The organism is Arthrobacter sp. PAMC25284, from assembly GCF_019443425.1.
Classification (GTDB): domain Bacteria; phylum Actinomycetota; class Actinomycetes; order Actinomycetales; family Micrococcaceae; genus Arthrobacter; species Arthrobacter oryzae_A.
The window spans coordinates 1,316,972-1,343,199 of sequence record NZ_CP080382.1; the positions used below are offsets into that span (position 1 = coordinate 1,316,972).

The following is a 26,228-nucleotide window of genomic DNA, read 5'->3' on the forward strand; positions in this document are numbered from 1 at the left end:
ATGGTCCGGGCGGGGGCGGCTGTCGTTTTGGCGCTTATTGCGCAGCGTTATGTCCTTGCTGGTGGCAGGAAACGCGGCCTTATCGCTTGGCGGCTGCGAGCAGATCGGCGGTCCCGCGGGCGTCGGCTGCGTCGACGTCGTGCAGGGAAATCCCCTTGGTCTCCTTGAGGAAGTACACCGCAACCAGGGTCACGATGCACGCCCCGAGCAGGTACAGGGCTACCGGGACGGAGGACTTGAACTGGCCCAGCAGGGATGCTGCGATGATCGGAGCCATCGAACCGGCAACGATCGAGGTCACCTGGTAGCCCAGGGAGACACCGGAGTAGCGCATACGGGTCGGGAACATCTCGGCCATGATCGAGGGCTGACCGGCGTACATGAGGGCGTGGAACATCAGGCCGATCGTAATCGCGGCAAGAATAATGAGGTCGTTCCCGGTGTCCATCATCGGGAAGGCGAAGAAGCCCCAGGTGCCGCCGAGAATCGCGCCGGCCGCGTAGACCGGTTTGCGTCCGAACGCGTCGGAGAGCCGGCCGACCAGCGGGACCGCGCAGAAGTGGATGAAGTGCGCCACGAGCAGGAGCAGCAGGATCCGTGAGGTGTCCGTCTGCACGATGACCTTGAGGTAGGTGATGGAGAACGTAACCACGAGGTAGTACAGGATGTTCTCCGCGAAGCGCAGGCCCCATGGCGGTGAAAACGCCCCGCGGGTAGCGGCGGAACACTTCGGCGACGCCGTACCCCTTCTTTTCCAGGGTCACTTCCTTCTGTGCTTCGAGGAAGATGGGGGCGTCGCTGACCTTGGTGCGGATGTAGTAGCCGACCAGAACGATGACGGCAGAGAGCCAGAAGGCAACCCGCCAGCCCCAGCCGAGGAATTCCGCGGGCGCCAGGGTGGAGGACAGGGTGAACAGGACGCCGGTGGCGAGCAGGTTGCCCAGCGGCACCGCGGACTGCGGCCAGCTGGACCAGAAGCCGCGGGACTTGCTCGGGCTGTGCTCGGCGACCAGAAGGACGGCGCCACCCCATTCGCCGCCGACAGCGAAGCCCTGGGCGAAGCGGAGGAAGACCAGCAGGGCCGGGGCCCAGTAGCCGATCTGGGCGAAGGTCGGCAGGCAGCCCATCAGGAAGGTGGAGACGCCGACGAGGATGATGCTCAACTGCAGCAGTTGTTTGCGGCCGAACTTATCGCCGAAGTGGCCGAAGACGATGCCGCCGATCGGGCGGGCCACGAAGCCGACGGCGTAGGTCAGGAACGCGGCGATGATGCCGTCCAGCTCCGTACCGGAATTGGGGAAGAAGACCTTGCCAAAGACCAGGGTGGCCGCGGAGGCGTACAGGAAGAATTCGTACCATTCAACGACGGTGCCGGCCATCGAGGCCGCTACTACCTTCTTTAGTCCGGAGGACTCCGGATCAGTCTGCGCGGGGCGCCTCGCGGCGGGATTACCAACACTCATGGGAACTCCTCTGGCGTCTTCTTCGACACCGTTTGAACCAATGGACTCGGATGCGTGTGACATGGCGCACACGGCATCATTACCCATGAGTATGTCCGGCTCCAGCCCTGGTCTCAACGGCCATTAGCGCAGGGCGCATCTGCAAATATGCACAGACCAGCCGGGGCTAGCCGAAGAAGTGGCTGCGTAACTGCCCGCTGAGCTGGCCGATTTCGGTCAGGAATCCGTCGTGTCCGATGGGCGAGTCGATCATGTGCAGGACGGCGCCACCGGGCAGCGCCTCGGCCAGTTCCAGGGACTGGGCAGGGAAGTACAGCCGGTCGGACTCCACGGCTGCGATCAGGAACTTCGCTGTGGCCGCCGCCAGGGATGCGCTAAGGGCCCCGCGCCCCCGGCATACGTCGTGGCTCATCAGCGCTTCGGTGATGGCGATGTAGCTGTTGGCGTCGAAGCGCCGGACCAGCTTGCTCCCTTGGTGGTCCAGGTAGCTCTCCACCTGGTAGCGCCCCCGCCCGGCCACCGATCCGGCTTCCAGCGGAGCTTCGGCCCCCTGGGGATTCCGGCCGAACCGTCCGTCCAGTTCGGCGGCGGAGCGGTACGTGATGTGCGCGATCCTGCGCGCCAGGGCGAGGCCGGCTTCCGGCTGCGGACCGCCGTAGTAGTTCCCGCCGCGGAAATTGGGATCCTGCCGGATCGCCAGGGTCTGGGCCTGCGCAAAGGCGATCTGCTCGGCGGTGCTGCTCGCGCCGACTGAAATCACGGCGCAGTGCCGGACCCTTTCCGGGTAGGTAACGGCCCATTCGAGGGCACGTGCCCCGCCCAACGAACCGCCCAGGACAGCGTACCAACTCCCGATCCCCAGGGCGTCAGCGAGCCTGGCCTCGGCCGCGGTGGTGTCCCGCAGGGTGACCAGCGGGAACCGGGATCCCCAGGGCTGTCCGTCCGGCGCCGGCGTCGAGGGCCCCGTGGAGCCGTAGCAGCCGCCCAGGATGTTGATGGAGACCACGAAGTACCGGTCCGTATCCACGGGCGCACCGGGGCCGGCGAGTTCTTCCCACCAGCCGGGCTCCTCGCTGGCGCCGCGCGTGACGTGGGTGTCCCCGGTGAGGGCGTGTTCGATCAGCACGGCGTTGGAGCCGTCGGCGTTAAGGGTGCCCCATGTTTCGTAGCCGAGGACCACGTCCGGGAGCGTCACGCCGCATTCGAGGTCCAGGGCACCGATCCGGAGGTACTGGACGGTCCCGTCCGGCGCCCCGGCCGGGGGCGCAGGGTGAACGTCCGCGACCCGGGCCGGTGCGGACGCTGCGCATGTCCCGGCGTTGCGGGACGGTGTGGTTTCGGGGACACCACTGCGGGTGATGGAAATCGTCATGTGCGGACCTCACTTAGCGCTTGCCCGCCGTCGACTGAACGGCAGGCCAGGTCCTCACCCGGGGCACCCCGCCGCTAAAGGAGGGTTGCCGGCCAGCAAGCCGGGGCTGTCACTGGCACTCATGACCTTTTATGAGTGTACGAAACAGGGCGGGGAAATGGCGAAGAATGTGACTTCCATATGACAGCCGGACCTGGCCGCAGGAATTTCCCCATCTTTGAGGGCCGGTTCGGGCGGGCCGCCCCGAAACATCGGCGGGTGCCGGCGTCGTTGGCGCAAAGATGGGGAAATCCGGCGCAGGCCGGTAGCCCTACGCGGTCTTCGCTGCCCGGAATCCGGCGTCGAGATCAGAAAGGATGTCATCAATGTGTTCCAGTCCCACGGAGAGGCGCACGAGTCCCGGGCTGACGCCGGCGATCTCCTGCTGTTCCGCGGTGAGCTGGCTGTGGGTGGTCGACGCCGGATGGATGACCAGCGAGCGCACGTCGCCGATGTTGGCAACATGGGAGTGCAGTTCGAGGGCATCGACGAAACTCTTGCCGGCCTCCGCTCCCCCGGCGATGGTGAAGCTGACCACGGCACCGGTTCCCTTCGGCCCGTACGTGCGGCCCCGCTCGTACCAGGGGCTGGACGGCAGTCCGGCGTAGGCGACGGAGTCCACGTCGTCCCTGGCTTCGAGCCATTCGGCAACACGGGTGGCGTTGGCTACGTGGCGTTCCATCCGCAGGCTCAGCGTCTCGATGCCCTGGGCAATAAGGAACGCATTAAACGGCGAGACCGCCGAGCCGAGGTCCCGGAGGAGCTGGACCCTGGCCTTGAGGATATAGGAAAGGTTGGCCCCGAGGGCGCCATCCTTGCCCAGGTCCCGGGCGTACACGATGCCGTTGTAGGTGGGGTCCGGGGTGTTGAAGCCGGGATACCGTTCCGGGTCCTTGCCGAAGTCGAAGTTGCCGGAATCCACGATCACGCCGGCGATCGCGGTGCCGTGGCCGCCGAGGTACTTCGTGGCGGAGTGGACCACAATGTCCGCTCCCCATTCGATTGGCCGGATGAGGAAGGGTGTTGACAGGGTGTTGTCGACGATCAGCGGCACCCCGGCCTCGTGGGCAACCTTCGAGATGCCCTCGAGGTCCAGCACGTCCTGGCGGGGGTTGGAGACCACCTCACCGAAGAACAGTTTGGTGTTCGGCCGGACAGCCTGGCGCCACTGCTCGAGGTTGTCCGGATCGGCCACAAACGTAACGCTGATGCCGAACTTTTTCAGGGTGTGGGCGAACAGGTTGTACGTTCCGCCGTAAAGGCTGGGACTTGCCACGATGTGGTCTCCGGCTTCGGCCACGTTCAGGATGGCGAAGGTCTCGGCCGCCTGGCCAGAGCTCAACAGCAGGGCTCCGAGGCCGCCTTCGAGGCTGGCCACGCGCTGCTCCACCGCGTCCTGGGTGGGGTTGCCGATCCGGGTATAGATGGGCGCCAGTTCCGCGAGGGCGAAGCGGTTGGCGGCGCTTTCCGCGCTCGGGAAGACAAACGAAGTTGTCTGGTAAATCGGCAAGGCCCGCGCACCGGCGGTGGCGTCCGGCTCCTGGCCGGCATGGATCTGGCGGGTTTCGAAGGACCAGGAATTGGTCATTGTTGGCTCCTGACGGAATCGGGCACGGCCGTTCCGGGCCTCGATCCGGAACGGCACGGGCGCCGCGCTTGCCCTCCGGCGGTCGCCGGACAGCCAGGTCCTCACCCGGGGCACCCCACCGCGAGTGAGGGTTGCCGGCCAGCGAGCCGGGGCTGGATGCTGGCACTCATGACCTGGCTTCAGTGTAAGTACAGTGCTGCGGCGCCAATAGCTTTGTGACGAACATGTCGCTGAGCTGGGCCTGGGCCGCTACTGAATGACATCCCACCACGGTTAGGTACGCCTAAGCTGAGAGGCCCATCACAAAGTGCCAAGATGAAGGCATGCGCATGGATCACGTTTCTTACGCCTGTGAACACGATGGCTTGGCAGCCACCACCGAACGTATTGCGTCTGCCCTCGGCGTTGAAGCCGTGAAGGGCGGAGTACACCCCCGCTTCGGGACCCGCAACATGATCATCCCGCTCGCGGGCCACAAGTACCTGGAAGTCGTTGAGGTACTGAACCACCCGGCGTCGGACAAGGCACCGTTTGGCCAGGCAGTGCGGGCACGCTCCGAAGCGGGCGGCGGCTGGATGGGCTGGTGTGTCGAGGTCGATGACCTCGCGCCCTTCGAGCAACGGCTGGGCCGTGCCGCGGTGAAGGGCAACCGCAAGTTCCCCGACGGCCGCGAGCTCGTCTGGAAGCAGATCGGCATCCTCGGCCTCATCGCCGACCCGCAGGTCCCGTACATGCTCAAATGGGACGGCGATCCGGATCTGCACCCGTCCAACGCCTATGCGAGCGAAGTCAAGATGTCCAGCCTCACCATTGCCGGCTCTGCGGAGCGCGTCACCGAATGGCTCGGCGAACCAGTGGAAAAACCCCTGGAAGACGTCGCCGTGGAATGGCTCGCCCCGCACGGTACCCCCGGAATCCTGTCCGTCACATTCGAGACGGCCTCGGGCGCCGTTACGATCTAAGGCCCGGGCCCCCCATATTTCGGCTGCCATTCAGGGGTGCCAGAGTTGTCACCCCTGAACGGCGGCCGGACTTTGTTTAACCGGCTGTTTTCAGCCCAGCCCCACGGCCTTGCCGAACAGGCTGAACCCCACAAATGCCACGGTATCCAACACCGCATGGGCGATCACGAGAGGCATCACCCGCTTGGTGCGGGTATAGATCAGCGCGAACACCACCCCCATCACGGCGTTGCCGATGAACGGCCCGAATCCCTGGTAAAGGTGGTAGCTGCCGCGCAGCACGGCACTGGCAGCAATGGCCACGGGTACGCTCCAACCGAATTTCCCCAGCCGGTCCAGCAGGTACCCCACCACGATCACTTCCTCCACGATGCCGTGGCGGACCGCGGACAGGATCAGGACCGGCACCGTCCACCAGTAGGCATCGAGCGCGCTGGGGATGATCGCCGTCGTAATGCCAAGCGCCCTGCCCGCGGCATAGAGGGCCCCAGGGACGGAATCCCGATCACGGCAGCCAGACCCAGCCCCTGGCCGAGGTCTTTCCCCGGCCGGGCGAAGTTGAAGCCCAGTTTCCGGAAGGCCGAGGTGCCGCGGTCTCCGGCCGCACGGTGTTCCGAGAGGAAATAGATCACCAGGACCACCGGGACGAGGGCAAAGACGATGTCCAGTAACTGGTATGTGAGATCGAAGTATTCGCGGCTGCTCTTCGAACGGTTCAGTGTGGAGGTCCCCTGGGCCAGTGGTGCCCTGGTCATCTTGTCGAGCAGCTGGACCACGGAATACACGGCAGACTGGCCCAGGGACAGCCCCAGGACGATCAGGACTTCGAGCCGCAGCCGGCGGCGGGAGGGAACCAACATGCTCCTATCTTGCCCGGTGTTGCTGGCAGTCGCCTGCGGTTGCCTATGCTTGGGGTTTATGAGTGCGCCCGGGAAAATCATCATGATCCGGCACGGCCAGTCCGCTGCCAACGCCGACACCTCAATTTACAACCGCGTGCCGGACTACCGGATCCCGCTGACCGCACTGGGGGTGGAGCAGGCAAGGGCCGCGGGCGAGGAGATCCGGCGCCAGTTGGACGGCCGGCAGGTCTGCGTTTATGTCTCCCCGTACCTTCGTGCTTACCAGACGCTCGAAGCGCTCAACCTGGGCCCGCTGGTCGAGCGGGTCATCGAGGAACCGCGGCTGCGGGAGCAGGACTGGGCCAACTTCCAGCTCGCCGGCGAGATCGAGGACCAGAAGGAGCTACGCAACGCTTACGGGCACTTCTTCTACCGCTTCCGCGAGGGCGAATCCGGCTCCGATGTGTACGACCGGATCTCCTCCTTTATGGAGACCCTCTACCGGCACTGGTCCAAGCCCAGCTACGCACCGAATGCGCTGTTTGTGACGCACGGGCTGACCATGCGGCTGTTCTGCATGCGCTGGTTCCACTGGTCTGTGGAGTATTTTGAGTCCCTCAACAACCCGGAAAACGCCGAAGTCCGGACACTGCTGCGGACGACGGGCGGCAAATACGAGCTGGACAAGCCGTTTACCCAGTGGGAGCAGCGGCGCGTGGATGAGACGGTCCTGGACGCCCCGCCCATGTTCTTCTAGCGCACCCGCTGCGGGACGCCGGCCCGCCACACGGCGTGGGTCAGCGGGATGCCCGGCCGGTAGGCCAGATGGGTGGCCGACGGCGCATTCAACAGGTGCAGGTCGGCGCGGTGCCCGACGGCGATCGAGCCCACCGCGCGTTCGCCGTCGACGTCGTTCCCTCGCTCCCGTCCCAGCGCCAGGGCGCCGCCGTAGGTCGCGGCGCGCACCGCTTCCTGCACGCTGAGGCGCATCTGCAGCACGGCCGTGGTGACGCAGAACGCCATCGACGACGTATATGAGGTGCCCGGGTTGCAGTTGGAGGCCAGGGCAATCTGCACGCCGGCGTCGAGCAGTTCCCGTGCCGGGGCCAGCGGCTGCCGGGTGGACAAATCGCAGGCCGGCAGGCAGGTCGCCACAGTGCCTCGGGGTCCGCTTCCCGACGAACCTCCCGCAGCACCGTCGCCGGCATTCCAGCCGGACCAGCTGGCTGCGAGGGCCTCGACGTCGGCGGCGGCGAGGTAGTTCACGTGGTCGACACTTGCAGCACCGAACTCCACCGCGAGCCGTACCCCCGGCCCCTCGCCGAGCTGGTTGCCGTGGACACGGAGCCCCAGCCCGGCCTCCCGGCACGCCTGGAGCACCCTGCGGGACTGGTCCTCGCTGAAGGCACCCCGTTCGCAGAAGACATCGGCCCATTGCACGTAGGGCCGGACCGCGGCCAGCATGGGACCGCAGACGAGGTCCGTGTATTCCCCGGCGTCCGCTCCAGCGGGCACCAGGTGCGCGCCGAGATAGGTGACCTCGTCCGCCACGGTGGACGCGATCCGGGCGCTCCGGGCCTCGTTCTCCACGTCCAGGCCATAGCCGGTCTTGGTCTCCAGGTACGTGGTTCCTTGCGAGACGGCCTCCGCGACCCGTCCCAGGGCGAGCCGGGTGAGGTCGAAGTCACTAGTAGCTCTGGTGGCCCCGGTGGTCACGGCAATGCCGCCGGCGCTGTAGCTCTCCCCCGCCATCCTGGCCTCAAACTCGGCGGTGCGGTCCCCGGCAAAAATCAAATGGGTATGCGAATCCACCCAGCCCGGCAGCACGGCCCGGCCCGCCGCATCCACCGCCTCATCCGCGGCCGGGGCCCCGGCCGCAGCGCCAATCCACGCGATCCGCTCGCCTTCGATCACCACTGCCGCGTCGCGGAGGACACGCTGCTCAGCGTCCTGGGTCATCAGCTCGGCGATGTTGGTGATGAGGGTACTCATGCGTCCATTCTTCAGCGCCGGATGGACCAGCGGGTGGCAGCCAGCGCCTCGATTGTCCGGGATTCCAGATCGTTGGTGCCGGCGGGTGTCGCGGCTCCACCTCCGGCGAGGATCAGTCCGGCGGCGAGCTCGGCGATTGCCGAGGATGTCTGGAAACCGTAGCCGCCCTGGCCCGCAAGCCAAAAGAACCCGGGGGCTTCGGCGTCGAATCCCACCACGGGGACGCCATCGGCGGCTTCGGTGCGCAGCCCGGTCCAGGCCTGGCGGATGCCCCGGATGCCGAGGCTGGTGATGCTGTTCAACCGGGTGATGAGCGCTTCGACGTCGCCCTCGCGGGGTTGTGCGTCTTCGGCGCCGCTGGGCACCGATTCCGACGGCGAAATCAGCACGTGCTGGCCGTCCGGCCGGAAGTAGAAGTTCCCTGTGGAGGCCACCATCGGGGTGCCGGTGCGGAGCGGGTGTTCGACGTCGACGATTGCCGCAGTGCGCCGGTACGGCTGGAGCCCGAGTTTTTCAACGCCGCTGAGGACGGCCAGTTCGTCCGCCCAGGCGCCACCGGCGTTGACCACCACTCCGGCCTGGAACGCTTCCGCGCCGGCGCCGATCTGCCAGCCGGTGCCCAGCCGCTGGACCGAGTGCACCCTGGCGCCGGTGAAGAATTCCACGCCCTCGGCCGCGGCGAACTCCCGGTGGTCATCCATCAGCAGCGGAGCGTTGCAGGCGTAGGATCCGGTGTCCAGCCCTGCCGCCTCAAACGAGTCCGGGTGCAGCGCGGGGCACAGCCTGAGCGCCTCGGTGTGGCTGATGCGGTGCATGTATCCGCTGGCCTCGCGGCTGACGCCGGCCTCGTCCCCGATCAGCATAAAGCTGCGCGGCGAGAGTACCGGTTCCGGACGCGTGCCCTCCTCCATCGCGATGAGTTCCAGGGTCCGCTCCGTGAGTTCTCGGACCACGGGCGGGCCGTAACTGGGGATCAGCTGCCGGGCGGAGCGCCCGGAGGTGTGGTAGGCCAGGGTCTGCTCGGCTTCGACCACGGCGACCCGGCAACGTCCGGCCAGGGCGGAGGCAAGGGACAGTCCGGCTATGCCGCCGCCCACAATGACGACATCGTAATTAGCTGACATGACTCCATCCTTGCAGACCTCGGGAGCCGCGGCACGACTTCCGGGACATCAGTTGCCGGCCGGCGCATAGTGGTCGGTTAGGAGGCAACCGCCGCGCGGCTGTTGACGAAGGCGCGGACGCAGGCTTCGACGTCGTCGGCGCTGTGCGCGGCGGAGAGCTGGACGCGGATCCGGGCCGCTCCCTTCGGCACCACGGGATAGCTGAAGGCGGTGACGAACACGCCGTGCTGCAGCATCTGGTCGGCAACCTTCGCAGCCAGGACTGCGTCGCCGAACATCACCGGGACAATCGCGTGTTCCCCGGGAAGCAGTTCGAAGCCTTCCTCCTCCATTCGTGTCCGGAACAGCGCGGCGTTGGCAAACAGTGCGCTGCGCAGTTCACCTGAGCCTTCGACGAGGTCCAGGGCCGTCAGCGTGGCGGCAACGATGGCCGGCGCCAGCGAGTTGGAGAACAGGTAGGGGCGGGCCTTCTGGCGCAGCATGGCCACAACCTCGCTCCGGCCGGAGACATAGCCGCCGGAGGCCCCGCCGAGGGCCTTGCCGAACGTGCCGGTGTAGATGTCCACGCGCTCAGAGACCCCGGCGTGCTCCGGAGTGCCCGCACCGGTTGCGCCCATAAAGCCCACGGCGTGGGAGTCGTCCACCATCACCAGGGCGTCGTACTTGTCGGCGAGGTCGCAGATCGCCTCAAGCGGGGCGAGGAAGCCGTCCATGGAGAAGACGCCATCGGTGACGATGATCATGCGCCGGGCCGGGTTCTCCTGGGTGCTCGCCTCGATCAGTTTCGATTCGAGGTCCGCCATGTCCCGGTTGGCGTAGCGGAAGCGCTGCGCCTTGCAGAGCCGGATGCCGTCGATAATCGAGGCGTGGTTCAGGGAGTCGGAAATGACGGCGTCTTCCGGACCGAAGAGCGACTCAAAAACACCGCCGTTGGCGTCAAAGCAGCTGGAGAACAAGATGGTGTCCTCGGTGCCAAGGAATTCTGAAACGCGGGCTTCCAGGGTCAGGTGCAGGTCCTGGGTGCCGCAGATGAAGCGGACACTGGCCATGCCGAATCCGCGCTCGTCCATGGCTGTCTTGGCCGCGGCGATGATGTCCGGGTGGTCTGCCAGGCCGAGGTAGTTGTTGGCGCAGAAGTTCAACACCTCGGCGCTGCGCTGGCCGATCTGGCCGGCTTTGATGCGGTTGGCCTGGGGTGAATCAATGTGCCGCTCGGTTTTGAACAGCCCGGCAGCGCGGATCCCGTCCAGTTCCTGCTGCAGCTGGTCCTTGATGGCTGAATACATGAGGTGCGCTCCTGGGTGGATTGACGTGGGGTGGGGAGTCGACGCGGGACGGACGGGCCTAGAAGCCGGTCCAGTCCAGGACCACTTTGCCGCCGGAACCGGCGCCGGCGATCTCGAAGCCCTTCTCCCAGTCCGCGGCGGGCAGGGTGTCGGTGACGACGGCGGAGATGTTGGCGCGAAGTACCGGGTTGGAAGACAGCATGGCGCTCATGGCGTACCAGGTCTCAAACATTTCGCGGCCATAGATGCCCTTCAGGGTCAGCATGTGAGTGACGACCTTGCCCCAGTCGATGTCGATGGACTGGCTGGGCAGTCCCAGCATTGCGATCCGGCCGCCGTGGTTCATGTTGTCGATCATCTCAGGCAGCGCCGTAGGGTGTCCCGACATTTCCATGCCGATGTCGAACCCTTCCCGCATGCCCAGCTCCCGCTGGGCCTCCCTGACCCGCATCTTCGAGACGTCGATCGCGAGATCGACGCCGAGCGTGCGGGCCAGTTCCAGCCGCGGCGCGGAGACGTCCGTGATGGCAATCTTGCGGGCGCCGGCGTGGCGGGCGACGGCGATGGCCATCAACCCGATCGGTCCGGCACCGGTGATCAGGACGTCCTCGCCGACGAGCGGGAAGCTGAGGGCGGTGTGGACGGCGTTACCGAAGGGGTCGAAGATGGCCCCCAGTTCCGGTGTGACGGACGGGTCGTGGTGGACCCAGACGTTGGTTTCCGGGATCACAACGTATTCGGCGAAGGCGCCGTCGCGCTGGACACCGACACTGACGGTGTGAATGCACATCTGCCGGCGTCCGGCGCGGCAGTTGCGGCAGATCCCGCAGACGACGTGGCCTTCGCCGGAGACCCGGTCACCGACTTTTACGTCCCGGACGTCCGCGCCGATCTCCACGACCTCGCCGTAGAACTCGTGGCCGGCGATCAGCGGGGCATTAATGATGCCCTGCGCCCACGCGTCCCAGGACTGGATGTGCAGGTCGGTGCCGCAGATGCCGGTGGTCATGACCCGGATTTTGACGTCCGAGGGTCCGGTTTCAGGCTCCGGGCGATCGGTCAGTTCGAATCCCGCGTGCGGGCCCTGCCTTGTAGAGAGCCTTCATTAGCTTCCTTACGGTGTTGTGACTATGGTGCCTGGATCAGGCGGGTGGGACGACTCACCCCATTAGACCCACTCAAAAGCGTTAGCACAACCGATATTTTCTCAATCGACGATTTAGATTTAGCTTGCGGATAGACTGTCCCGCATGGAAATCCATCAGCTCGAAATGCTCCGGGAACTCGGGGCGCTGGGCAGCGTCAAGGCCGTCGCGGAAACCCTGCTGGTCACTCCGTCGGCCGTATCCCAGCAACTGGCCGCCCTGCAAAGGACGGTCGAGGTTCCGCTGACCCGGAAGGAGGGCCGGAACCTGGTCCTGACCGGGGCCGGTCAGGCGCTGGCCGACGCCGGCGCCGGCGTCGTCAGTGCAATGGCCGATGCGAGGATGGCAATCGGTGCCTACCACGGCTCGCCCGTGGCTCCGGTGACCCTGAGCGGCTTCCACAGTGCGGGCCAGGCGCTGTTTGCCCCGCTCGCCCGGCTGCTGGACGGTCCGGACAAGCCGCGGATCCTGCTCTCCGACGAGGACGTGGCGCAACAGGACTTCCCGGCTCTGACGGCCCGGTATGACCTGGTGCTCGCGCACCGGATGGACCACAGCCCGCGCTGGCCGGAGGAACGCGTCGCGGTGATTCCGCTCGCACACGAACCGCTGGATGTGGCGCTGCCGGCCGGGCACCGGCTGGCCGGCCAGCCGGTGGTGGGCGCGGACGACGTCGCCGGCGAGCCATGGGTGACCAGCCACGCCGGGTACTCCCCCGCGGACGTGCTCACCGCCGTCGCCGCCGTCGCCAGCACGGAACTGAACATTGTCCACCGGATCAACGACTACTCCTCGGTGGCGGCGCTTGTGGCGGCCGGCACCGTGGTCGGACTGCTGCCGCGGTATACGGCCCGGCCGGTGCTGAGCCCGGGCATTGTGCTGCGGCCGCTGGAGGGCATCAGCACCCGGCGCCGGATCGACCTCCTGGCCCGGCCGGAGAACCTTAAACGCAAATCGGTCATGATGGTCTGCGAAGCACTGCAGAACATCATGACCGAACTGGCGGACCAGCCCGCGGGGTGACCCGTGCGGGCCGAACCCGTGACGCCAGCCTTCGACGGCGGTGTTAACCCTCGACGCCGAGTCGCTCCAGGATGAGTTCGCGGACGCGCCCGGCATCGGCCTGCCCGCGGGTGGCCTTCATAACCCCGCCCACGATCGCGCCGACGGCCTGGACCTTGCCGCCGCGGATCTTGTCCGCGACGCCGGGCTGCGCGGCGAGGGCCGCGTCGATGGCTTCCAGCAGGGGGCCCCGTCGTCGGAGACCACGGCGAGGCCGCGCTTCTGGACGATCTCCTCCGGGGTTCCTTCGCCGGCGAGGACGCCGTCGAGGACTTCGACGGCCATCTTGTTGTTGATCTTGCCGGCCTCGACCATGGCGTTCAGTTCCACGATGGTGGCCGGCCTGACACCGAGCTGGCCCGGATCGACGTCGGCGTTCTTGGCCCGTCCGACAATCTCGCCCATCCACCACTTGCGGGCCACCGTGGCGGTGGCACCGGCGGCGATGGTCTCCTCGATCTCATCCATCACACCGGCGTTGACAACGTCCCGGAATTCGAGATCGGAGTAGCCCCAGTCGGCCTGCAGGCGCTTGCGGCGGGCAGCCGGCGGCTCGGGCAGCGTGGCCCGGAGCTCCTCGACCCACTCGCGGGACGCAACGATGGGGACGAGGTCCGGTTCCGGGAAGTAGCGGTAGTCGTCGGCATCGGACTTGGGCCGGCCCGACGTCGTGGTGCGGGTGTCCTCATGCCAGTGCCGGGTTTCCTGGACGATGGGCTCGCCGGCATCCAGGACGGCGGCGTGCCGCTGGATCTCGTAGCGGACGGCATGTTCGACGGCGCGCAGCGAGTTGACGTTCTTGGTCTCCGAGCGGATGCCGAAGCGTTCGCGGCCGTACGGGCGCAAGGAGACGTTGGCGTCGCAGCGGACGTTCCCGCGCTCCATCTTCGCGTCCGAGACCCCGAGGTTCTTGACGATCTCGCGGACCGCGGCCACGTAGGCCTTGGCGAGTTCCGGCGCGCGGGACCCGGCGCCCTGGATCGGCTTGGTGACGATCTCCACGAGCGGGACACCCGAGCGGTTGTAGTCCACGAGGGAATAGTCCGCACCCTGGATCCGGCCTGCGGCGCCGCCCATGTGGGTGAGCTTGCCGGCATCCTCTTCCATGTGGGCGCGTTCGATCTCGACTCGGAACACGGTCCCGTCGGCAAGTTCGACGTCCAGGTAGCCATCGAACGCAATCGGCTCGTCGTACTGGGAGGTCTGGAAGTTCTTCGGGGTGTCCGGGTAGAAATAGTTCTTCCGGGCGAAGCGGCAGGTCTCGGCAATGGTGCAGTTCAACGCCAGGCCGATTTTGATCGAGGACTCGATCGCCTTCCTGTTCACCACCGGGAGCACGCCGGGCAGGCCCAGGTCCACCTCGTTGACGTTGGTGTTCGGCTCGTCACCAAAGACGTTCGGCGCGGAGGAGAACATTTTTGTCTTCGTGTTGAGCTCGACGTGAACCTCGAAACCCAGGACGGGATCGTACTTCTCCATCGCCTCTTCGAAGCTGAGGGTTGCGTCAGTCATTAGTGGGAACCTCCGTGGCTCGAAACAGCCTCAGTCGAAACAGCGTCAGTTGGTGCGGATTCCGTCAGCGACGGCGCCTTGTCCAGCAGCGGGCCGCCCCACTGCGCCTCGAGCAGGGATTCCAGCACCGCACCGACCCGGTAGAGGCGGGCATCCTGGCGGGCCGGGGCCAGCAACTGGATGCCGACGGGAAGCCCGTCCTCGTCGGCCAGGCCGCCGGGCAGCGAGAGTCCGGGGACGCCGGCCATGTTGGCGGGGATGGTGGCGACGTCGTTGAGGTACATCGCGAGCGGGTCGTTGAGTTTCTCACCGAGCTTGAAGGCCGTGGTGGGGGCGGTCGGGGAGATCAGCACGTCGGCCTGTGCGAAGGCGGCCTCGAAGTCGCGCTGGATCAGGGTGCGCACCTTCTGGGCCGAGCCGTAGTAGGCGTCGTAGTACCCGGCGCTCAAGGCGTAGGTGCCCAGGATGATGCGCCGTTTGACCTCGTCGCCGAAGCCGGCGGCGCGGGTGGCGCCCATGACGCGTTCGATCGTGAGCGGGGCGTCCTTGGGAAGCACGCGCAGACCGAACCGGACGCCGTCGAACTTGGCGAGGTTGGACGAGGCCTCGGAGGGCATGATCAGGTAATAGGCGCCCAGGGCGTACTTGAAGTTGGGGCAGGAGACCTCAACGATCTCGGCGCCGGCGGCCTTGAGCAGTTCGAGCGACTCATTGAAGCGGTTCTCGACGCCGCGCTGGTAGCCCTCGCCGTGGAGTTCCTTGATGATGCCGATCTTCATGCCCTCGACGTTGCCGGTCCTGGCGGCGGCCACGAGGTCTTCCAGCGGATCCGGCAGCGAGGTGGAGTCGCGCGGATCGTGGCCGCCGATGACCTGGTGCAGCAGGGCCGAGTCGAGCACCGTGCGGGAGACCGGGCCGATCTGATCCAGCGAGGAGGCCATCGCGATGGCACCGTAGCGGGAAACCCCGCCGTACGTGGGCTTGACGCCGACCGTGCCGGTGACGGCGCCCGGCTGCCGGATCGAGCCGCCGGTGTCCGTGCCGAGCGCCAGCGGCGCTTCAAACGCCGCGACGGCGGCAGCGGACCCGCCGCCGGAGCCGCCCGGGATGCGCTCCAGGTCCCACGGGTTGTGGGTGGGGCCGTACGCGGAGTGCTCGGTCGAGGAGCCCATGGCGAATTCGTCAAGGTTGGTTTTGCCCAGGATGGGCATCTTCGCGGCGCGGAGCCGCTCGACCACGGTGGCGTCGTAGGGGCTGTGCCACCCCTCGAGGATCTTCGACCCTGCCGTGGTGGGCTGGCCGACGGTGACGATGAGGTCCTTGACGGCGATCGGTACGCCGGCGAGTTCGTGCAGTTCCGCGGCGGCGGCGCCTCCGGCGGCGCGGATGGCGTCCACCTCGGCGGCGACCGCGAGGGGCCTCGTCCGTGTTGACGTGGAGGAAGGCGTGGACCTTGCCGTCGACGGCGGCGATGCGGTCCAGGTAGGCCTGGGTGACCTCGACCGAGGTCACCTCCCCGGCGGCCAGTTTCCCGGCGAGCGCGGCGGCGGAGAGGCGGATCAATTCATTGCTGTCTGTCATGTTCTTACGCCTCATCCAGGATTGCCGGTACCTTGAAACGGCCTTCGTACCCGTCGGGGGCACCGCTGAGGGACTGCTCGGCCGTGAAGGTGTGTCCCACGACGTCTTCGCGGAACACGTTGGTCAGCGGGATCGGGTGGGAGGTTGCCGGGACGTCATCGCCCGCTGCCTCACTGACGGACTTAACCGAATCGACGATGACGGCGAGTTCGCCGGCCATCCTGTCCAGTTCTTCGTCGCTCATCTCGATGTGCGCAAGATGCGCGAGGTGCGCGACGTCGTCGCGGTTGATCGCAGCCATGGATCTCCCCTGCAAAGTTAGGATATTTTCCGAACCAGTCTACGTGGGTTGAAGTGCTGTTACCTTCCGGCTGACTATGGTTGCGCGCCGGACGGCTGGACAACGAACGCGGGGTCTCTTCCCGCCCATGCCAGTGACCGCAAGGGACGTTAAGTGACCCCGCGTTGCTGTGGCGGTGCCGGGGGTGCCGCTGGTGTTAGCTGGCGCTCTTCTGGGCGACGAGTTCGATCTCGACGAGCATCTTTGGGTCCAGGAACGGCAGAACGTGGACAAGGGAGAGCGTGGGGCGGATCTCGCCGAAAACTTCGCCATGGGCGCGGCCGGCGTCCTCCCACTTGCTGATGTCCGTCAGGTACAGCTTCGACTGGACAACGTCGGCAAAGCCGAAGCCCGCGTCGGCGAGCACGGCGCCGAGCTTGTTCAGAATGAAGCGTGTCTGGGTGTAGAAATCATTGCCCACGATGCCGTCCTCGCCGCTCGCCGCCGTGGCGGAGATGTAGAGCGTGTTGTCCACCTGGACCGCGCGGGAATAGCCGAGGGTCTGTTCCCACGTGGAGCCGGTGCCGAAGGTTTTGCGCATGGTGGGCCTTTCTAGGGGGGCGTAGAGTCGGCACCACTTTAGGTCCGGTGTGCGCCTCGCCGGAAAAACCTGCGGCTTTGTGTCAGCCGGCGATATCTCCGGCCTCGCGGAAGGCGTTGGTCCGGGCGTGCTCGTGGGCACGGTCCAGGACGGCGATTTGTGCGAGGGCTTCCTCTGTGAGGGCCGCAAAAACCGCCGGGTCGAGGCCGAGCTCCGGCGCCAGGTCCTCCAAAGTCTGCCAGGCGCCGAGTTTGCCGAGGATGGCCGCACGCATCAGTTCGGTCTCCAGGACCATCGTCATTGGTGACCGGCTGACGATCCGTCCGTTCAGTTTGAGCCTGCCGAGGTGTTCCGCGATCCACGCCGCCGCCTGGCGGTGCGGCCGCTGCGGCACCCCGAGGTCGCGGATCAGGCGGCGGAGGAAGTGCCGTTCGCGGCGGATGTCCACACTGAGCCGCGCGATTTCCGCGGCGAACGGGGTGTCGGCGAAGGCCCGGGCCATGCGTCCGGTCCGGGCCACCCCCGCGGTGGATCCGGCCAAGTGGTCGGCAAGGTACAGGCCCAGGAGCTTGGCGTCGATGGAGCTCGGAATGTGCGGTGCCATGGAATCTCCCACTGTGGTCTGGTCGCGGCGACGGTTGAGCACACCCTACCGTCGCCGGAGCCCCTGTGTCAGAGGTCTTGGCGGTAGACCAGGAGCTTGATGTCCGTGTCCGGCACGAGCCAGTCACGCTCGGGGACCCGTTGGAAGCCGGTCTTCCGGTAGAGCCCGTGGGCGCTTTCCCAGGTCATGCCGGTGGTGAGGGCGACGCCGTGCACTCCCGGGAGCGCCTTGGCGTGCTCGATGATGGCCAGCACCATGGCCTTGCCGGCGCCGCTGCGCTGGACGGCCGGATCGACCACAAGCATCCGGAATTCCAGTTCGTCGCTGCGGGCGATGTCCGCGTACGGTTCCCCGGCGACGGCGAGCGTCACGGACCCCACAACCTGGCCATCGCGTTCCGCAACCCAGATCGTGGCCTTCGCGTGGCGGCCGGCGACATCCTGGATCTGCCGCATGTAGGGGTGGTCGGCGCTCTCAAAGTAGCCTGCGGCCAGGTAGGCGTCCCGGGTGATGCGCGCGATGGCGTCGTAGTCGGCGGGCACGGCGGGGCGGATCAGGATTTGCGAAGGCACCTGTCCATGTTACGGGCGGCAGCTGCCGTGGGACCGCAAAAGGGCGGGTTCCGTGACTGAACTATCAGTCCCGGCAGGCTGGCCGCCGCCGCATCGTTTGCGCCCCGGAGGGCAGCTGCAGGCGTCGGCCGGCAGATGACGGATTAAGGCCGGCAGGCTGGTCTCAGCCGGCAGACTGTCAGAGCGGAAACTTGCCGGAAAGTTCCAGCGGTCCCGCGCACATCCAGGCCGACAGCCGTTCCTCGGCGGAGGGCCCACCGGCCAGCATGCTGGTGAGGCGCGGACGCCGCACCCAGCAGCCGGCTTCCTCGGCGATCAGGGCACCGGCGGCGAAGTCGTGCTCATTGAGCCCGCGTTCACCGTAGGCATCAATGCTGCCCTCGGCCACGAGGCACAGATCCAGTGCGGCGGAGCCGAGCCGGCGCACGTCGGCGAAGCCGTCCATGAGGCTGCCCAGACCGGCCGACTGCTCCGCCCGAACGTCCGGATCGTAGCTGAACCCGGTCGCCAGGAGTTGTCCCGTCCGCCCGGGAGCCGGACCCAACAACCGCGTCAGCCGGCCGTTTTCCTCCAGCCAGGCGCCCGCGCCGCGGGCGGCATAGTACGTCCGGCCCAGGGCCGGGGCGTTGACAACGCCGGCGAGCCAGACGCCGTCGGCATCCGCGACCGCGACGGAGGTGCCGTAATAGACGATATTGCGGATGAAGTTGGTGGTCCCGTCCAGCGGATCGACGGACCAGCGGTAGCCGCTCGGATCCGGGGGCAGGACGGTGCCGCCCTCCTCGCCCGTGATGGCATCATGCGGACGGGCGGCGGTGATGACGTTCCTGACGGCTGTCTCCGCGGCCAGGTCGAAGGCCGTGACCCAGTCGCCGGCATCGCCCTTGTTGCTGACCTCGAGCGTGTCCGCGGTCCGCCCTGCCAGCACGGCGGCACCGGCCGCGGCGGCCGCCTTCGCCAGTGTCAGCAGTGCGCCGTCGGTGGGGCTCTGGTCGTTGTCCTGGCTGGCGTTCATGCGCCCTCGGCTTTCCGGTGGTCTTCGCCGCCGTCGTCGTCGTTGTTGTCGTTGGTGTCGCTGGCCTCGCTCGTATCCTCCGGCGCCGCGGACGTTTCCGCCGCTTCCTGCGGGCCGTTGGCCAGCAATGCGCGAAAGCCGTCCTCGTCCAGGACCGGAATACCGAGCTGTTCGGCCTTGTCGAGTTTAGTGCCGGCGCTTTCGCCGGCCACCACGTAGCTGGTGTTTTTCGAGACCGAACCGGCGGCCTTGCCGCCGCGGATCAGGATGGCCTCTTTGGCCTCGTCCCGGCTGAAGCCGGGAAGGGTGCCGGTCACAACGATGGTGAGTCCTTCCAGCGTTCGCGGTGTGGACTCGTCCCGTTCGTCCTCCATCCGAACTCCGGAGGCGGCCCAGCTGTCCACGATTTCACGGTGCCAATCCTCGGCGAACCACTCGGTCAGGGCCGCGGCAATCACCGGGCCGACACCGTCGACGTGAGCCAGGTCCTCCTCGGAGGCCCGGCGGATGGCATCCATGCTCCCGAACGCGGTGGCGAGGGCGCGGGAGGCGCGTGGCCCGACGTGCCGGATGGAGAGTGCGACCAGGACCCGCCACAGCGGCTGGGACTTCGCCTTCTCCAGTTCGCGGAAGAGTTTGACGGTCGTGGCCGTGGGTTTCGACGGCGTTTTGGCCGTGCCCTTGCTGTAGAAGTACGGCACCAGCTCAAATTCTCCGGTTGCCACGCCTTTGGAGCGTTTTTCGCGCCGGATCCGGACGTCGGCGAGGTCCTCGTCCGTGAGGTCGAAAAGTCCCGCCTCGGTGGTCAACGGCGGGGTTTCCGGCTCGTTCGGCTGTGTCAGGGCGATGGCGGCTTCCCAGCCGAGGGCCTCGATGTCGAAGGCTCCGCGGCCGGCGAGGTGGAAGACCCGTTCGCGCAGCTGTGCCGGGCAGGAGCGCGCATTGGGGCAGCGGATGTCCACATCGCCCTCCTTGGCCGGTGCCAGCGGGGTGCCGCAGGCGGGGCATTCGGTGGGCATGATGAAGTCCCGGACCGGCGGGTCCTGTTGGTCCCGCAAGGCCAGCACCGGGCCGACGATCTCCGGAATGACGTCCCCGGCCTTGCGCAGCACCACGATGTCGCCGATCTTCACGCCCTTCGCGACGACGACTTCCTGGTTGTGCAAGGTGGCCATTTCGACCGTGGACCCGGCGACCTTGACCGGTTCCATCACGCCGTAGGGGGTGACGCGGCCGGTGCGGCCCACATTGACTTGAATGTCCAGCAGCTTGGTGTGGACTTCCTCGGGCGGGTACTTGTAGGCGACGGCCCAGCGCGGCACGCGGGAGGTGTAGCCGAGGGCCCGCTGGGTGGCGAAGTCGTCGACCTTCACCACGATCCCGTCAATTTCGTGCGTGAGGCTGTGCCGCTTGTCCCCGTAGCGGGTGATGAACTCCAGCACTTCCTTGACCCCGGGGAGGACCTCAAAATAGGGGCTGGTCGGCAGTCCCCACGCGGCCAGCTGGCGGTAGGTTTCGGACTGGCTGACGGTCTCCAGCCCCTCGCGGGCGCCAATTCCGTGCACATACATCCGCAGCGGGCGTTTAGCAGTTTCCGCAGGGTCCTTCTGCCGCAGCGAGCCGGCGGCGGCATTTCGCGGATTAGCCAGCGGCGCCTTGCCTGCCGCGACCAGTGCCGCGTTGAAGTCGGCAAAGGCCCGGGAGGGGATAAAAACCTCGCCCCGGATTTCCACCTCGGCGGGGAAGTTCCGGCCTTCGAGCTGCTGCGGGATTTCCTTGATTGTGAGGACATTGTGGGTGATGTCCTCCCCCGTGGTCCCGTCGCCGCGGGTGGCGGCGCGGATGAGCACACCGTCACGGTAGAGCAGGTTGACGGCGAGGCCGTCGATCTTGAGTTCGGTCAGCCAGGCCGGCGCTCCGGTTCCGTTGCCGAACCTGGCGGCGCCGGCCCCCGCCTTCGCTATCCAGGCTTCCAACTCCTCAAGCGAGAAGACGTCCTCGAGGCTGTACATGCGCTGCAAATGCTCGACGGCGGCGAAGGCCGCGGACACTTCCCCACCGACCTCCTGGGTCGGCGAATCGTTGGCGACCAGTTCGGGGTGCAGGGCTTCGAGCGTTTCCAGGTTCCGGTAGAGCTCGTCGAACTCGGCGTCGGAGACTACCGGCGCATCTTCCTGGTAGTACGCGAAGCGATGCTTGCGGACCTGCTCCACGAGCTGTTCGTACTGTTCGCGGATGTCCTCCGGGGGCACCGGTCTCCCGTCCGGGTCCTGGTGTTGACGCTGTTCTTCGGTGCCGGCGGCCGTCTTCCCTGTGCTCACAGACCTATCCTGCCCTAGATCGGGCGCCCTGTCCGGTCAGGGTGGACAGGACAGGGCCAACCGGTCAAGCGTCCCCGGGCTGCGCGTCGATGACGATGGCGGTGACGTTGTCCCGCCCGCCGCTGCGCAAAGCGGCTTGGATCAGTTCGTCCACCGCCGCCTGCGGGTCCCCCTCTGCGGCGAGGATGGCGGCAATCGCGTCGTCCTCGAGTTCGCCCGTCAGCCCGTCGGAGCAGACCAGCATCCGGTCGCCCGGCGCGGCGGGGAGCAGCCAGAAATCGGCGGCGGCTTCGTCCCCGGCGCCGAGGGCCCGGGTCACGACGTTCCGGCGGGGATGAACGGCGGCCTGGGCCCGGGTGAGGTGTCCGGCGTCAACCATTTCCTGGACTGCGGAGTGGTCCACGCTGATCTGGGTGAGGACACCGGCGCTGAGCCGGTAAATCCGCGAGTCGCCGATATTCATGACGAGCCAGTTCGGCTGGCCCGAGCGTTCCACCACGACGAGCCCGGCGAGGGTTGTTCCGGCGCGGGACCCGGTGGCTTCGCGGATCCGAGCGTTTGCCGAGAGCAGGTATTGCTGCACGACGCCGGCGCTGGCCTTCCGGCCGCCGCCGGGGAGTTCGGCGATCTTGGCCAGCGTCCGAACGCAGATGGCGCTCGCCACCTCGCCCGCCTCGTGTCCGCCCATTCCGTCGGCGACCGCGAAGACGGGGTCCAGGGCGATCAGCGAGTCCTCGTTGTTTTCCCGGACCAGTCCAATGTCCGTGCCGAACCCCCAGCGCAGCCGCACACCCCGGGCGGCGCCGTGCGCTGCGGGGGGGACGGCGTCCGGCTCTGGGTTCATAACAGTCCTAGGTGAGGTTGCGCTGCAAAGATCGATCGCGGTCTTTCACCCGGCAGGGGTTGCAACCGCAGGTCCGACTATGGCACACAGGCGGGCGAACTGAGAAGCCTGCGGCTCAGTCCAGGACCAGGCCGTGGCCGCGGCCGCGCTGCAGTTGGACCGGATGGATCTCGCCGAAGCCACGGACGTCCTCGGCCGGGCGGGGCGAGAGCACGAACCTGTCGTCCTGGTCCAGCGCGGCCGCGGTCATCGAATCCACGAGCACCGCGCCCGGATCGGCCAACGCGGTCAGCCGTGCGGCGAGGTTCACGGTCGGCCCGTAGATGTCGCCCAGCCGGGACAAGATCCGGCCCCAGACCATGGCCACCCGGGCCTGCGGCAGGATTTCGTCTTCGGTGAACGCCTGCGAAAGGGCGAGCGAAATTTCGGCGCCGGCCGCCGGAGTCTCCGCGATGTAAAGGACTTCGTCGCCGACGGTTTTGACCAGCCGGCCGCCGCCAACCGAAATGATCTCGGCGCACTTGTTTTCGAAACGCTGCACCAGTTGGGCCAGTGTCTTTTCGTTCATCCGGCGGGACAGGCTGGTGTAGGAGACAAGGTCCGCGAAGCCGACGGCCCTGGCGAGTGGAAGCGGGGCGTCGTCCTCGTCTCCTTCGCGGCCCTCTTCGCTGGAGATGAGGCCTGCTTCGGCCCGGACGGCCAGCCGCTGGACCCCGGCATTGAGTTGGCGGCGCCACGAATAAAGCAGCATCTCCTCCAGGGCGTCCACGAGCGACGGCAATTCACTGACCAGACGTTTTCGGGCCACCGAGTCCGGCACTCCCTGCTGGTGGACCAGGTCCTCGACGAGCGCCTCGATCTGCCAGACGACCATTCTGTCCGTCATTTGACCGATGGCCCTGGTGACGGAGATAGCGGCCTCTTCGGTGAGTTCACCGGCGCGCACCAGGTTCACGATGCCCGCCAGTGCCGCCTGGTCGCGTTCGGTGAAGGCCACGTCGTCGTCGCCGAGGTTGGGGAAGCCGAGGGCGCGCCACAGTTTCCGCGCGGACAGGAGTGAAAGTCCGGCCCCGGCGGCTACCTCCCGGCGGCGCAGCGTGCGTTCCCCGCCCAGCAACCTCGTTTCGAGGGCCTTGGCGGCGAGCCGCTCCGCGGAGAGGGTACCGGTGGCCGGGGCCGCGTCCGCTGACGGGGAACTTGCACCGGCGGTGTTGGCGCCGGAGTCAGGAACCGTTTCGAGCACGGCCTCCTCGAGGGTGGCATTCTCGACGACAGCATGCGGCGTCTGCGCCGCCCCGTCATTCACGGGGCTGCGGATCTCCTGTTGGACATCCTCAGCGTTCATCTCATCCACCTTCTCTCGTCTCTCGCAGTCTGGCCTGGTTGGGGCATGCGCAGCATGGCATCGGCTCCGGCTGTCCCCCCGCGCGGAAGATCATTGATCGCGTCCTGCAGGAAGTTCCGGAAGGTGCCGATCTCCGGGATGTCCGGAACCACGGCCCGCAGAGGGTACCCGGTATCCAAGGATATATTCCCGGATCGAAATACGCGCTGGAGAAGTGTCTGCTCCACCTCGACATCATGGACTGCGGCCAACGAGACCTGCTGGTCCCGGCGTCTTAACATTCCGTAACGGGCAACTAATCGCTGGCTGGTCAGCGTGTAGTGCGTGCCGTGCCAGGCCAGAAACCTGGGCAGGCAGTAGCCGAGGATGACCCACACCACCAACGCGGCGCAGCCCGCCAGCAGCCAGACATCCCATTCGCGGGTGATGAACGGGACGAGTTTCGCGGGGCCCCCCGTGTGGATCCAGGCGCTGGCATATGCCCCGGCCGCGGCAAGCACAATGACAACCAGCGCCGGAACCATCAGGGTCCGGGGCTGTGGCCGGGTCACGACAATCACTTGCTCTCCCGGCAGGAGATCTTTACGCATAACCGCTCTCGGCCCCGGGCGGAGTCCACGGGCGCAGGTGCACAACGTCCCCGGCCGTCACCACGTGCTCGTGCTCTGCGGAGTCGACCACCAGCAGCGATCCGTAGTCATCGAGGCGCGTGGCGTGGCCGATAATTTCGTGGTCCCCGGGCAACTGGGCGCGGACCTGTTTGCCCAGGGTGGTCAGCGCGGCCTCAACGCGTTTGTGCAGCGGGCCGCCACCTGCCATCCCGGCGGCCGGATCGCCGTCGGCGTTGCAGAAGCTGCGGTACAGCGCGGCGAAGCGGGAAAGGTAGCTCTTGAGCAGCGCTGTCCGGTCCACTGTGGCGGGGTCCTCCAGCAACACGGACGTGGCCGTGGGCACCGGCAGCTCAGCCTCGGTGAGCGTGACGTTCAACCCGGTGCCGAGGATTACCGGGGGTGCCGAGCCGTCGCCCATTGGCCCGAGTTGCGCCAGGATGCCGGCCACCTTCCGGCCGCGCACCAGGACGTCATTGGGCCACTTGAGTTCGGCCGGGATAGCCGCCGTTTCCAGCAGGGCCTCGCGCAGGGCAAGCGCCGAGAGCAGCGACAGCCAGGAGTAGCTGTGCGTGGGCAGCGGGCGGCCTTCGGCGTTCACCGGCCGGAGCACTATCGAGACGGAAACGGAGCTGCGGGGAGGCGCTTCCCACCGGCGGTCCAGCCGGCCGCGGGCGGCGCTCTGGTGCTCGGCGGCCAGGACGGACAGATCGGGCCAGGCCCGGGGGTCCTCGGTGACGCCGCGGAGGAGGTCTGCGTTGGTGGACCCGGTGGAGTCCACCACGTCGATTTTTGGAATGCCGCAGGCGGACAGAAACGCCCCGTCGCTGAGGGCATTGCGGTCCAGCGGCGGACGGTCCGGGGTCTCCTGCACGGCTTCCATGCTTGAATCCTACCGAGTCAGCGCCCCTGCGGCTCCGGTCGAAGCGCCACGGGTGCGGTAATCCGCAGGAAACTCAGAGGAATATGTCAGGGATGAGCCTGTCCTCCGGCGCGCCGAGGCTATAGGGGGTGAAGTCCGTGACACCGGCAGCAGCCAGGACCTGCTCGTCGGTGTAGAAGTTGCCGCTCCTGCGCCCGGAATCCGGCAGCGCATGGCCCCCGGTCAGGATGGCGTGGGCGGCGTCAGCCATGATCGCCGGGCGGCGGGCGCCGCGGGCAGCCTCGTCTCCGCCGGGCATGTTCCGGATAGCCGCGGTGTCGATCAGGGTGCGGGGCCAAAGCGAGTTGACCCGGACGCCGTCCGCCTGGAGCTCCTCGGCGAGTCCCAGGGTCGTCAGGCTCATCCCGTACTTGGCCATCGTGTAGGCCAGGTGCAGGCCGGCCCACTTGGGATCCAGGTTCAGGGGCGGCGAGAGCGTCAGGATCTGTCCGGCGCCGGAGGCCCGCAGGGCCGGCAGCGCCAGCTTGGAGAGCAGGAAGGTGCCGCGGACGTTAATGTCCTGCATCAGGTCGTAGCGTTTCATATCCACCGCGGCCGTCGGGGACAGGTCGATCGCCGAGGCGTTGTTGATGACGATGTCGATCCCGCCGAACCGTTCGACGGCGGCGGCCACCGCGCCGGCGACATCCGCGTCGTTGCGCACATCGCCGACGACCGGGAGCGCGGACCCGCCGGCGTCCTGGATCTGTTCGGCCGCGGAATACACGGTGCCCTCAAGCGTGGCATGCGGCTGGCCGGTCTTGGCCAGCAGGACAATATTTGCCCCGTCCTGCGCGGCCCGGGTGGCGATCGCCAGGCCGATGCCGCGGCTGCCCCCGGATATCAGGATAGTGCGGCCGTGAAGGGATCCGGCGGCCAGATACGGTGTTCCTGCGGCTGGCGAACCATCATTACTCGACGTCATGCCCACACTCTAGCGGACTTATATTACTCATGAGTAACATGGTGTTTCCGGCGAGACTCACCCGGAAAGTTGTAGGTTACCTACACCCATCTGCGCCTGTGGCGTCATTAGACTTGCCTGCAGGCCCTCCCCTTGTGTGGATTCCGACTAAACACGATCTAACCACCGCACGGCGCAGGGCCTTCGATCCACAGAACATTCAGCGCCCGATTTATCAGCAACA

At 67.0% G+C, this 26,228-nt stretch carries 19 protein-coding genes, 5 pseudogenes and 2 riboswitches; of the genes and pseudogenes, 3 read left to right on the plus strand and 21 right to left on the minus strand.

The annotated features are described in order from the left end of the window. Nucleotides 1-79: 79 nt before the first annotated feature. From KY499_RS06230 to KY499_RS06240, 3 genes and pseudogenes are all read right to left on the minus strand, one after another. Nucleotides 80-1,463, minus strand: a pseudogene (locus KY499_RS06230) (MFS transporter). 166 nt (nucleotides 1,464-1,629) lie between these two features. Beyond that, complete coding sequence (locus KY499_RS06235; RefSeq protein WP_219886515.1) at nucleotides 1,630-2,835, minus strand: homoserine O-acetyltransferase; 1,206 nt, start codon at nucleotides 2,833-2,835, stop codon at nucleotides 1,630-1,632. Nucleotides 2,836-2,846: 11 nt separating this feature from the next. Beyond that, nucleotides 2,847-2,962: riboswitch (SAM riboswitch) on the minus strand. Between the two features lie 183 nt (nucleotides 2,963-3,145). Continuing rightward, a complete protein-coding gene (locus KY499_RS06240; protein ID WP_123254568.1) occupies nucleotides 3,146-4,462 on the minus strand; it encodes a bifunctional o-acetylhomoserine/o-acetylserine sulfhydrylase in 1,317 nt (438 codons plus the stop codon). Between the two features lie 59 nt (nucleotides 4,463-4,521). Continuing rightward, nucleotides 4,522-4,636, minus strand: a riboswitch (SAM riboswitch). Between the two features lie 149 nt (nucleotides 4,637-4,785). On the opposite strand from KY499_RS06240, the gene KY499_RS06245 reads away from it, so the two are divergent. Beyond that, entirely contained in the window at nucleotides 4,786-5,424 is a 639-nt protein-coding gene (locus KY499_RS06245) for a VOC family protein (protein WP_123254569.1), read from the plus strand. Nucleotides 5,425-5,514: 90 nt separating this feature from the next. Here the strand turns inward: KY499_RS06245 and KY499_RS06250 are convergent. Then, a pseudogene (locus KY499_RS06250) lies at nucleotides 5,515-6,284 on the minus strand (CPBP family intramembrane glutamic endopeptidase). Nucleotides 6,285-6,342: 58 nt separating this feature from the next. Between KY499_RS06250 and KY499_RS06255 the strand changes: the two are divergent. After that, on the plus strand, nucleotides 6,343-7,023 hold the full coding sequence (locus KY499_RS06255; protein WP_123254571.1) for a histidine phosphatase family protein: 681 nt from the start codon (nucleotides 6,343-6,345) through the stop codon (nucleotides 7,021-7,023). Here the strand turns inward: KY499_RS06255 and KY499_RS06260 are convergent. From KY499_RS06260 to tdh, 4 genes and pseudogenes are all read right to left on the minus strand, one after another. Further along, the gene (locus KY499_RS06260) at nucleotides 7,020-8,258 is read right to left on the minus strand and encodes an amidohydrolase family protein (protein ID WP_219886516.1); all 1,239 of its coding nucleotides are present in this window, start codon (nucleotides 8,256-8,258) and stop codon (nucleotides 7,020-7,022) included. The genes KY499_RS06255 and KY499_RS06260 overlap by 4 nt on opposite strands. Before the next feature lie 11 nt (nucleotides 8,259-8,269). Further along, nucleotides 8,270-9,382, minus strand: a complete 1,113-nt coding sequence (locus tag KY499_RS06265; RefSeq protein WP_219886517.1) for an FAD-binding oxidoreductase — start codon at nucleotides 9,380-9,382, stop codon at nucleotides 8,270-8,272. Nucleotides 9,383-9,459: 77 nt separating this feature from the next. Then, entirely contained in the window at nucleotides 9,460-10,668 is a 1,209-nt protein-coding gene (locus KY499_RS06270) for a glycine C-acetyltransferase (RefSeq protein ID WP_219886520.1), read from the minus strand. 58 nt (nucleotides 10,669-10,726) lie between these two features. Continuing rightward, nucleotides 10,727-11,774: pseudogene (gene tdh, locus KY499_RS06275) on the minus strand (L-threonine 3-dehydrogenase). A gap of 144 nt (nucleotides 11,775-11,918) precedes the next feature. Here tdh and KY499_RS06280 point away from each other — a divergent pair. Beyond that, complete coding sequence (locus KY499_RS06280; RefSeq protein ID WP_219886522.1) at nucleotides 11,919-12,836, plus strand: LysR family transcriptional regulator; 918 nt, start codon at nucleotides 11,919-11,921, stop codon at nucleotides 12,834-12,836. Nucleotides 12,837-12,879: 43 nt separating this feature from the next. Here the strand turns inward: KY499_RS06280 and gatB are convergent. From gatB to KY499_RS06345, 13 genes and pseudogenes are all read right to left on the minus strand, one after another. Beyond that, nucleotides 12,880-14,387 (minus strand): annotated as a pseudogene (gene gatB / locus KY499_RS06285) (Asp-tRNA(Asn)/Glu-tRNA(Gln) amidotransferase subunit GatB). After that, nucleotides 14,387-15,968: pseudogene (gene gatA, locus KY499_RS06290) on the minus strand (Asp-tRNA(Asn)/Glu-tRNA(Gln) amidotransferase subunit GatA). Before gatA ends, gatB begins: the two co-directional pseudogenes overlap by 1 nt. A 4-nt stretch (nucleotides 15,969-15,972) precedes the next feature. Beyond that, nucleotides 15,973-16,269 (minus strand): Asp-tRNA(Asn)/Glu-tRNA(Gln) amidotransferase subunit GatC, encoded by a 297-nt coding sequence (gene gatC / locus KY499_RS06295; RefSeq protein WP_219886526.1) that lies wholly within the window; start codon nucleotides 16,267-16,269, stop codon nucleotides 15,973-15,975. 196 nt (nucleotides 16,270-16,465) lie between these two features. Further along, nucleotides 16,466-16,849 carry a RidA family protein gene (locus KY499_RS06300; RefSeq protein WP_219886528.1) on the minus strand — a complete coding sequence of 128 codons (384 nt, stop codon included), beginning with the start codon at nucleotides 16,847-16,849 and terminating at the stop codon, nucleotides 16,466-16,468. Between the two features lie 82 nt (nucleotides 16,850-16,931). After that, nucleotides 16,932-17,453 (minus strand): hypothetical protein, encoded by a 522-nt coding sequence (locus KY499_RS06305; RefSeq protein WP_219886530.1) that lies wholly within the window; start codon nucleotides 17,451-17,453, stop codon nucleotides 16,932-16,934. A 68-nt stretch (nucleotides 17,454-17,521) separates the two neighbouring features. Next, on the minus strand, nucleotides 17,522-18,025 hold the full coding sequence (locus tag KY499_RS06310) for a GNAT family N-acetyltransferase (protein ID WP_219886532.1): 504 nt from the start codon (nucleotides 18,023-18,025) through the stop codon (nucleotides 17,522-17,524). 178 nt (nucleotides 18,026-18,203) lie between these two features. Beyond that, nucleotides 18,204-19,040, minus strand: a complete 837-nt coding sequence (locus KY499_RS06315) for an inositol monophosphatase family protein (RefSeq protein WP_123254583.1) — start codon at nucleotides 19,038-19,040, stop codon at nucleotides 18,204-18,206. After that, nucleotides 19,037-21,361: an NAD-dependent DNA ligase LigA gene (gene ligA / locus KY499_RS06320; protein WP_219886534.1), complete on the minus strand. Its 2,325-nt coding sequence runs from the start codon at nucleotides 21,359-21,361 to the stop codon at nucleotides 19,037-19,039. Before ligA ends, KY499_RS06315 begins: the two co-directional genes overlap by 4 nt. 64 nt (nucleotides 21,362-21,425) lie before the next feature. Beyond that, nucleotides 21,426-22,205, minus strand: coding sequence for a PP2C family serine/threonine-protein phosphatase (locus KY499_RS06325; protein ID WP_219886536.1), 780 nt, complete (start codon nucleotides 22,203-22,205; stop codon nucleotides 21,426-21,428). 115 nt (nucleotides 22,206-22,320) lie between these two features. Further along, nucleotides 22,321-23,550 (minus strand): adenylate/guanylate cyclase domain-containing protein, encoded by a 1,230-nt coding sequence (locus KY499_RS06330; RefSeq protein ID WP_123254586.1) that lies wholly within the window; start codon nucleotides 23,548-23,550, stop codon nucleotides 22,321-22,323. Then, nucleotides 23,547-24,140, minus strand: a complete 594-nt coding sequence (locus tag KY499_RS06335) for a PH domain-containing protein (RefSeq protein ID WP_219886538.1) — start codon at nucleotides 24,138-24,140, stop codon at nucleotides 23,547-23,549. The genes KY499_RS06330 and KY499_RS06335 overlap by 4 nt, the downstream gene beginning before the upstream one ends. Beyond that, entirely contained in the window at nucleotides 24,133-25,041 is a 909-nt protein-coding gene (locus tag KY499_RS06340) for a biotin--[acetyl-CoA-carboxylase] ligase (RefSeq protein WP_123254588.1), read from the minus strand. The genes KY499_RS06335 and KY499_RS06340 overlap by 8 nt, the downstream gene beginning before the upstream one ends. Nucleotides 25,042-25,114: 73 nt before the next feature. Beyond that, nucleotides 25,115-26,005, minus strand: a complete 891-nt coding sequence (locus KY499_RS06345; protein ID WP_219886540.1) for an NAD(P)-dependent oxidoreductase — start codon at nucleotides 26,003-26,005, stop codon at nucleotides 25,115-25,117. Nucleotides 26,006-26,228: the final 223 nt, after the last annotated feature.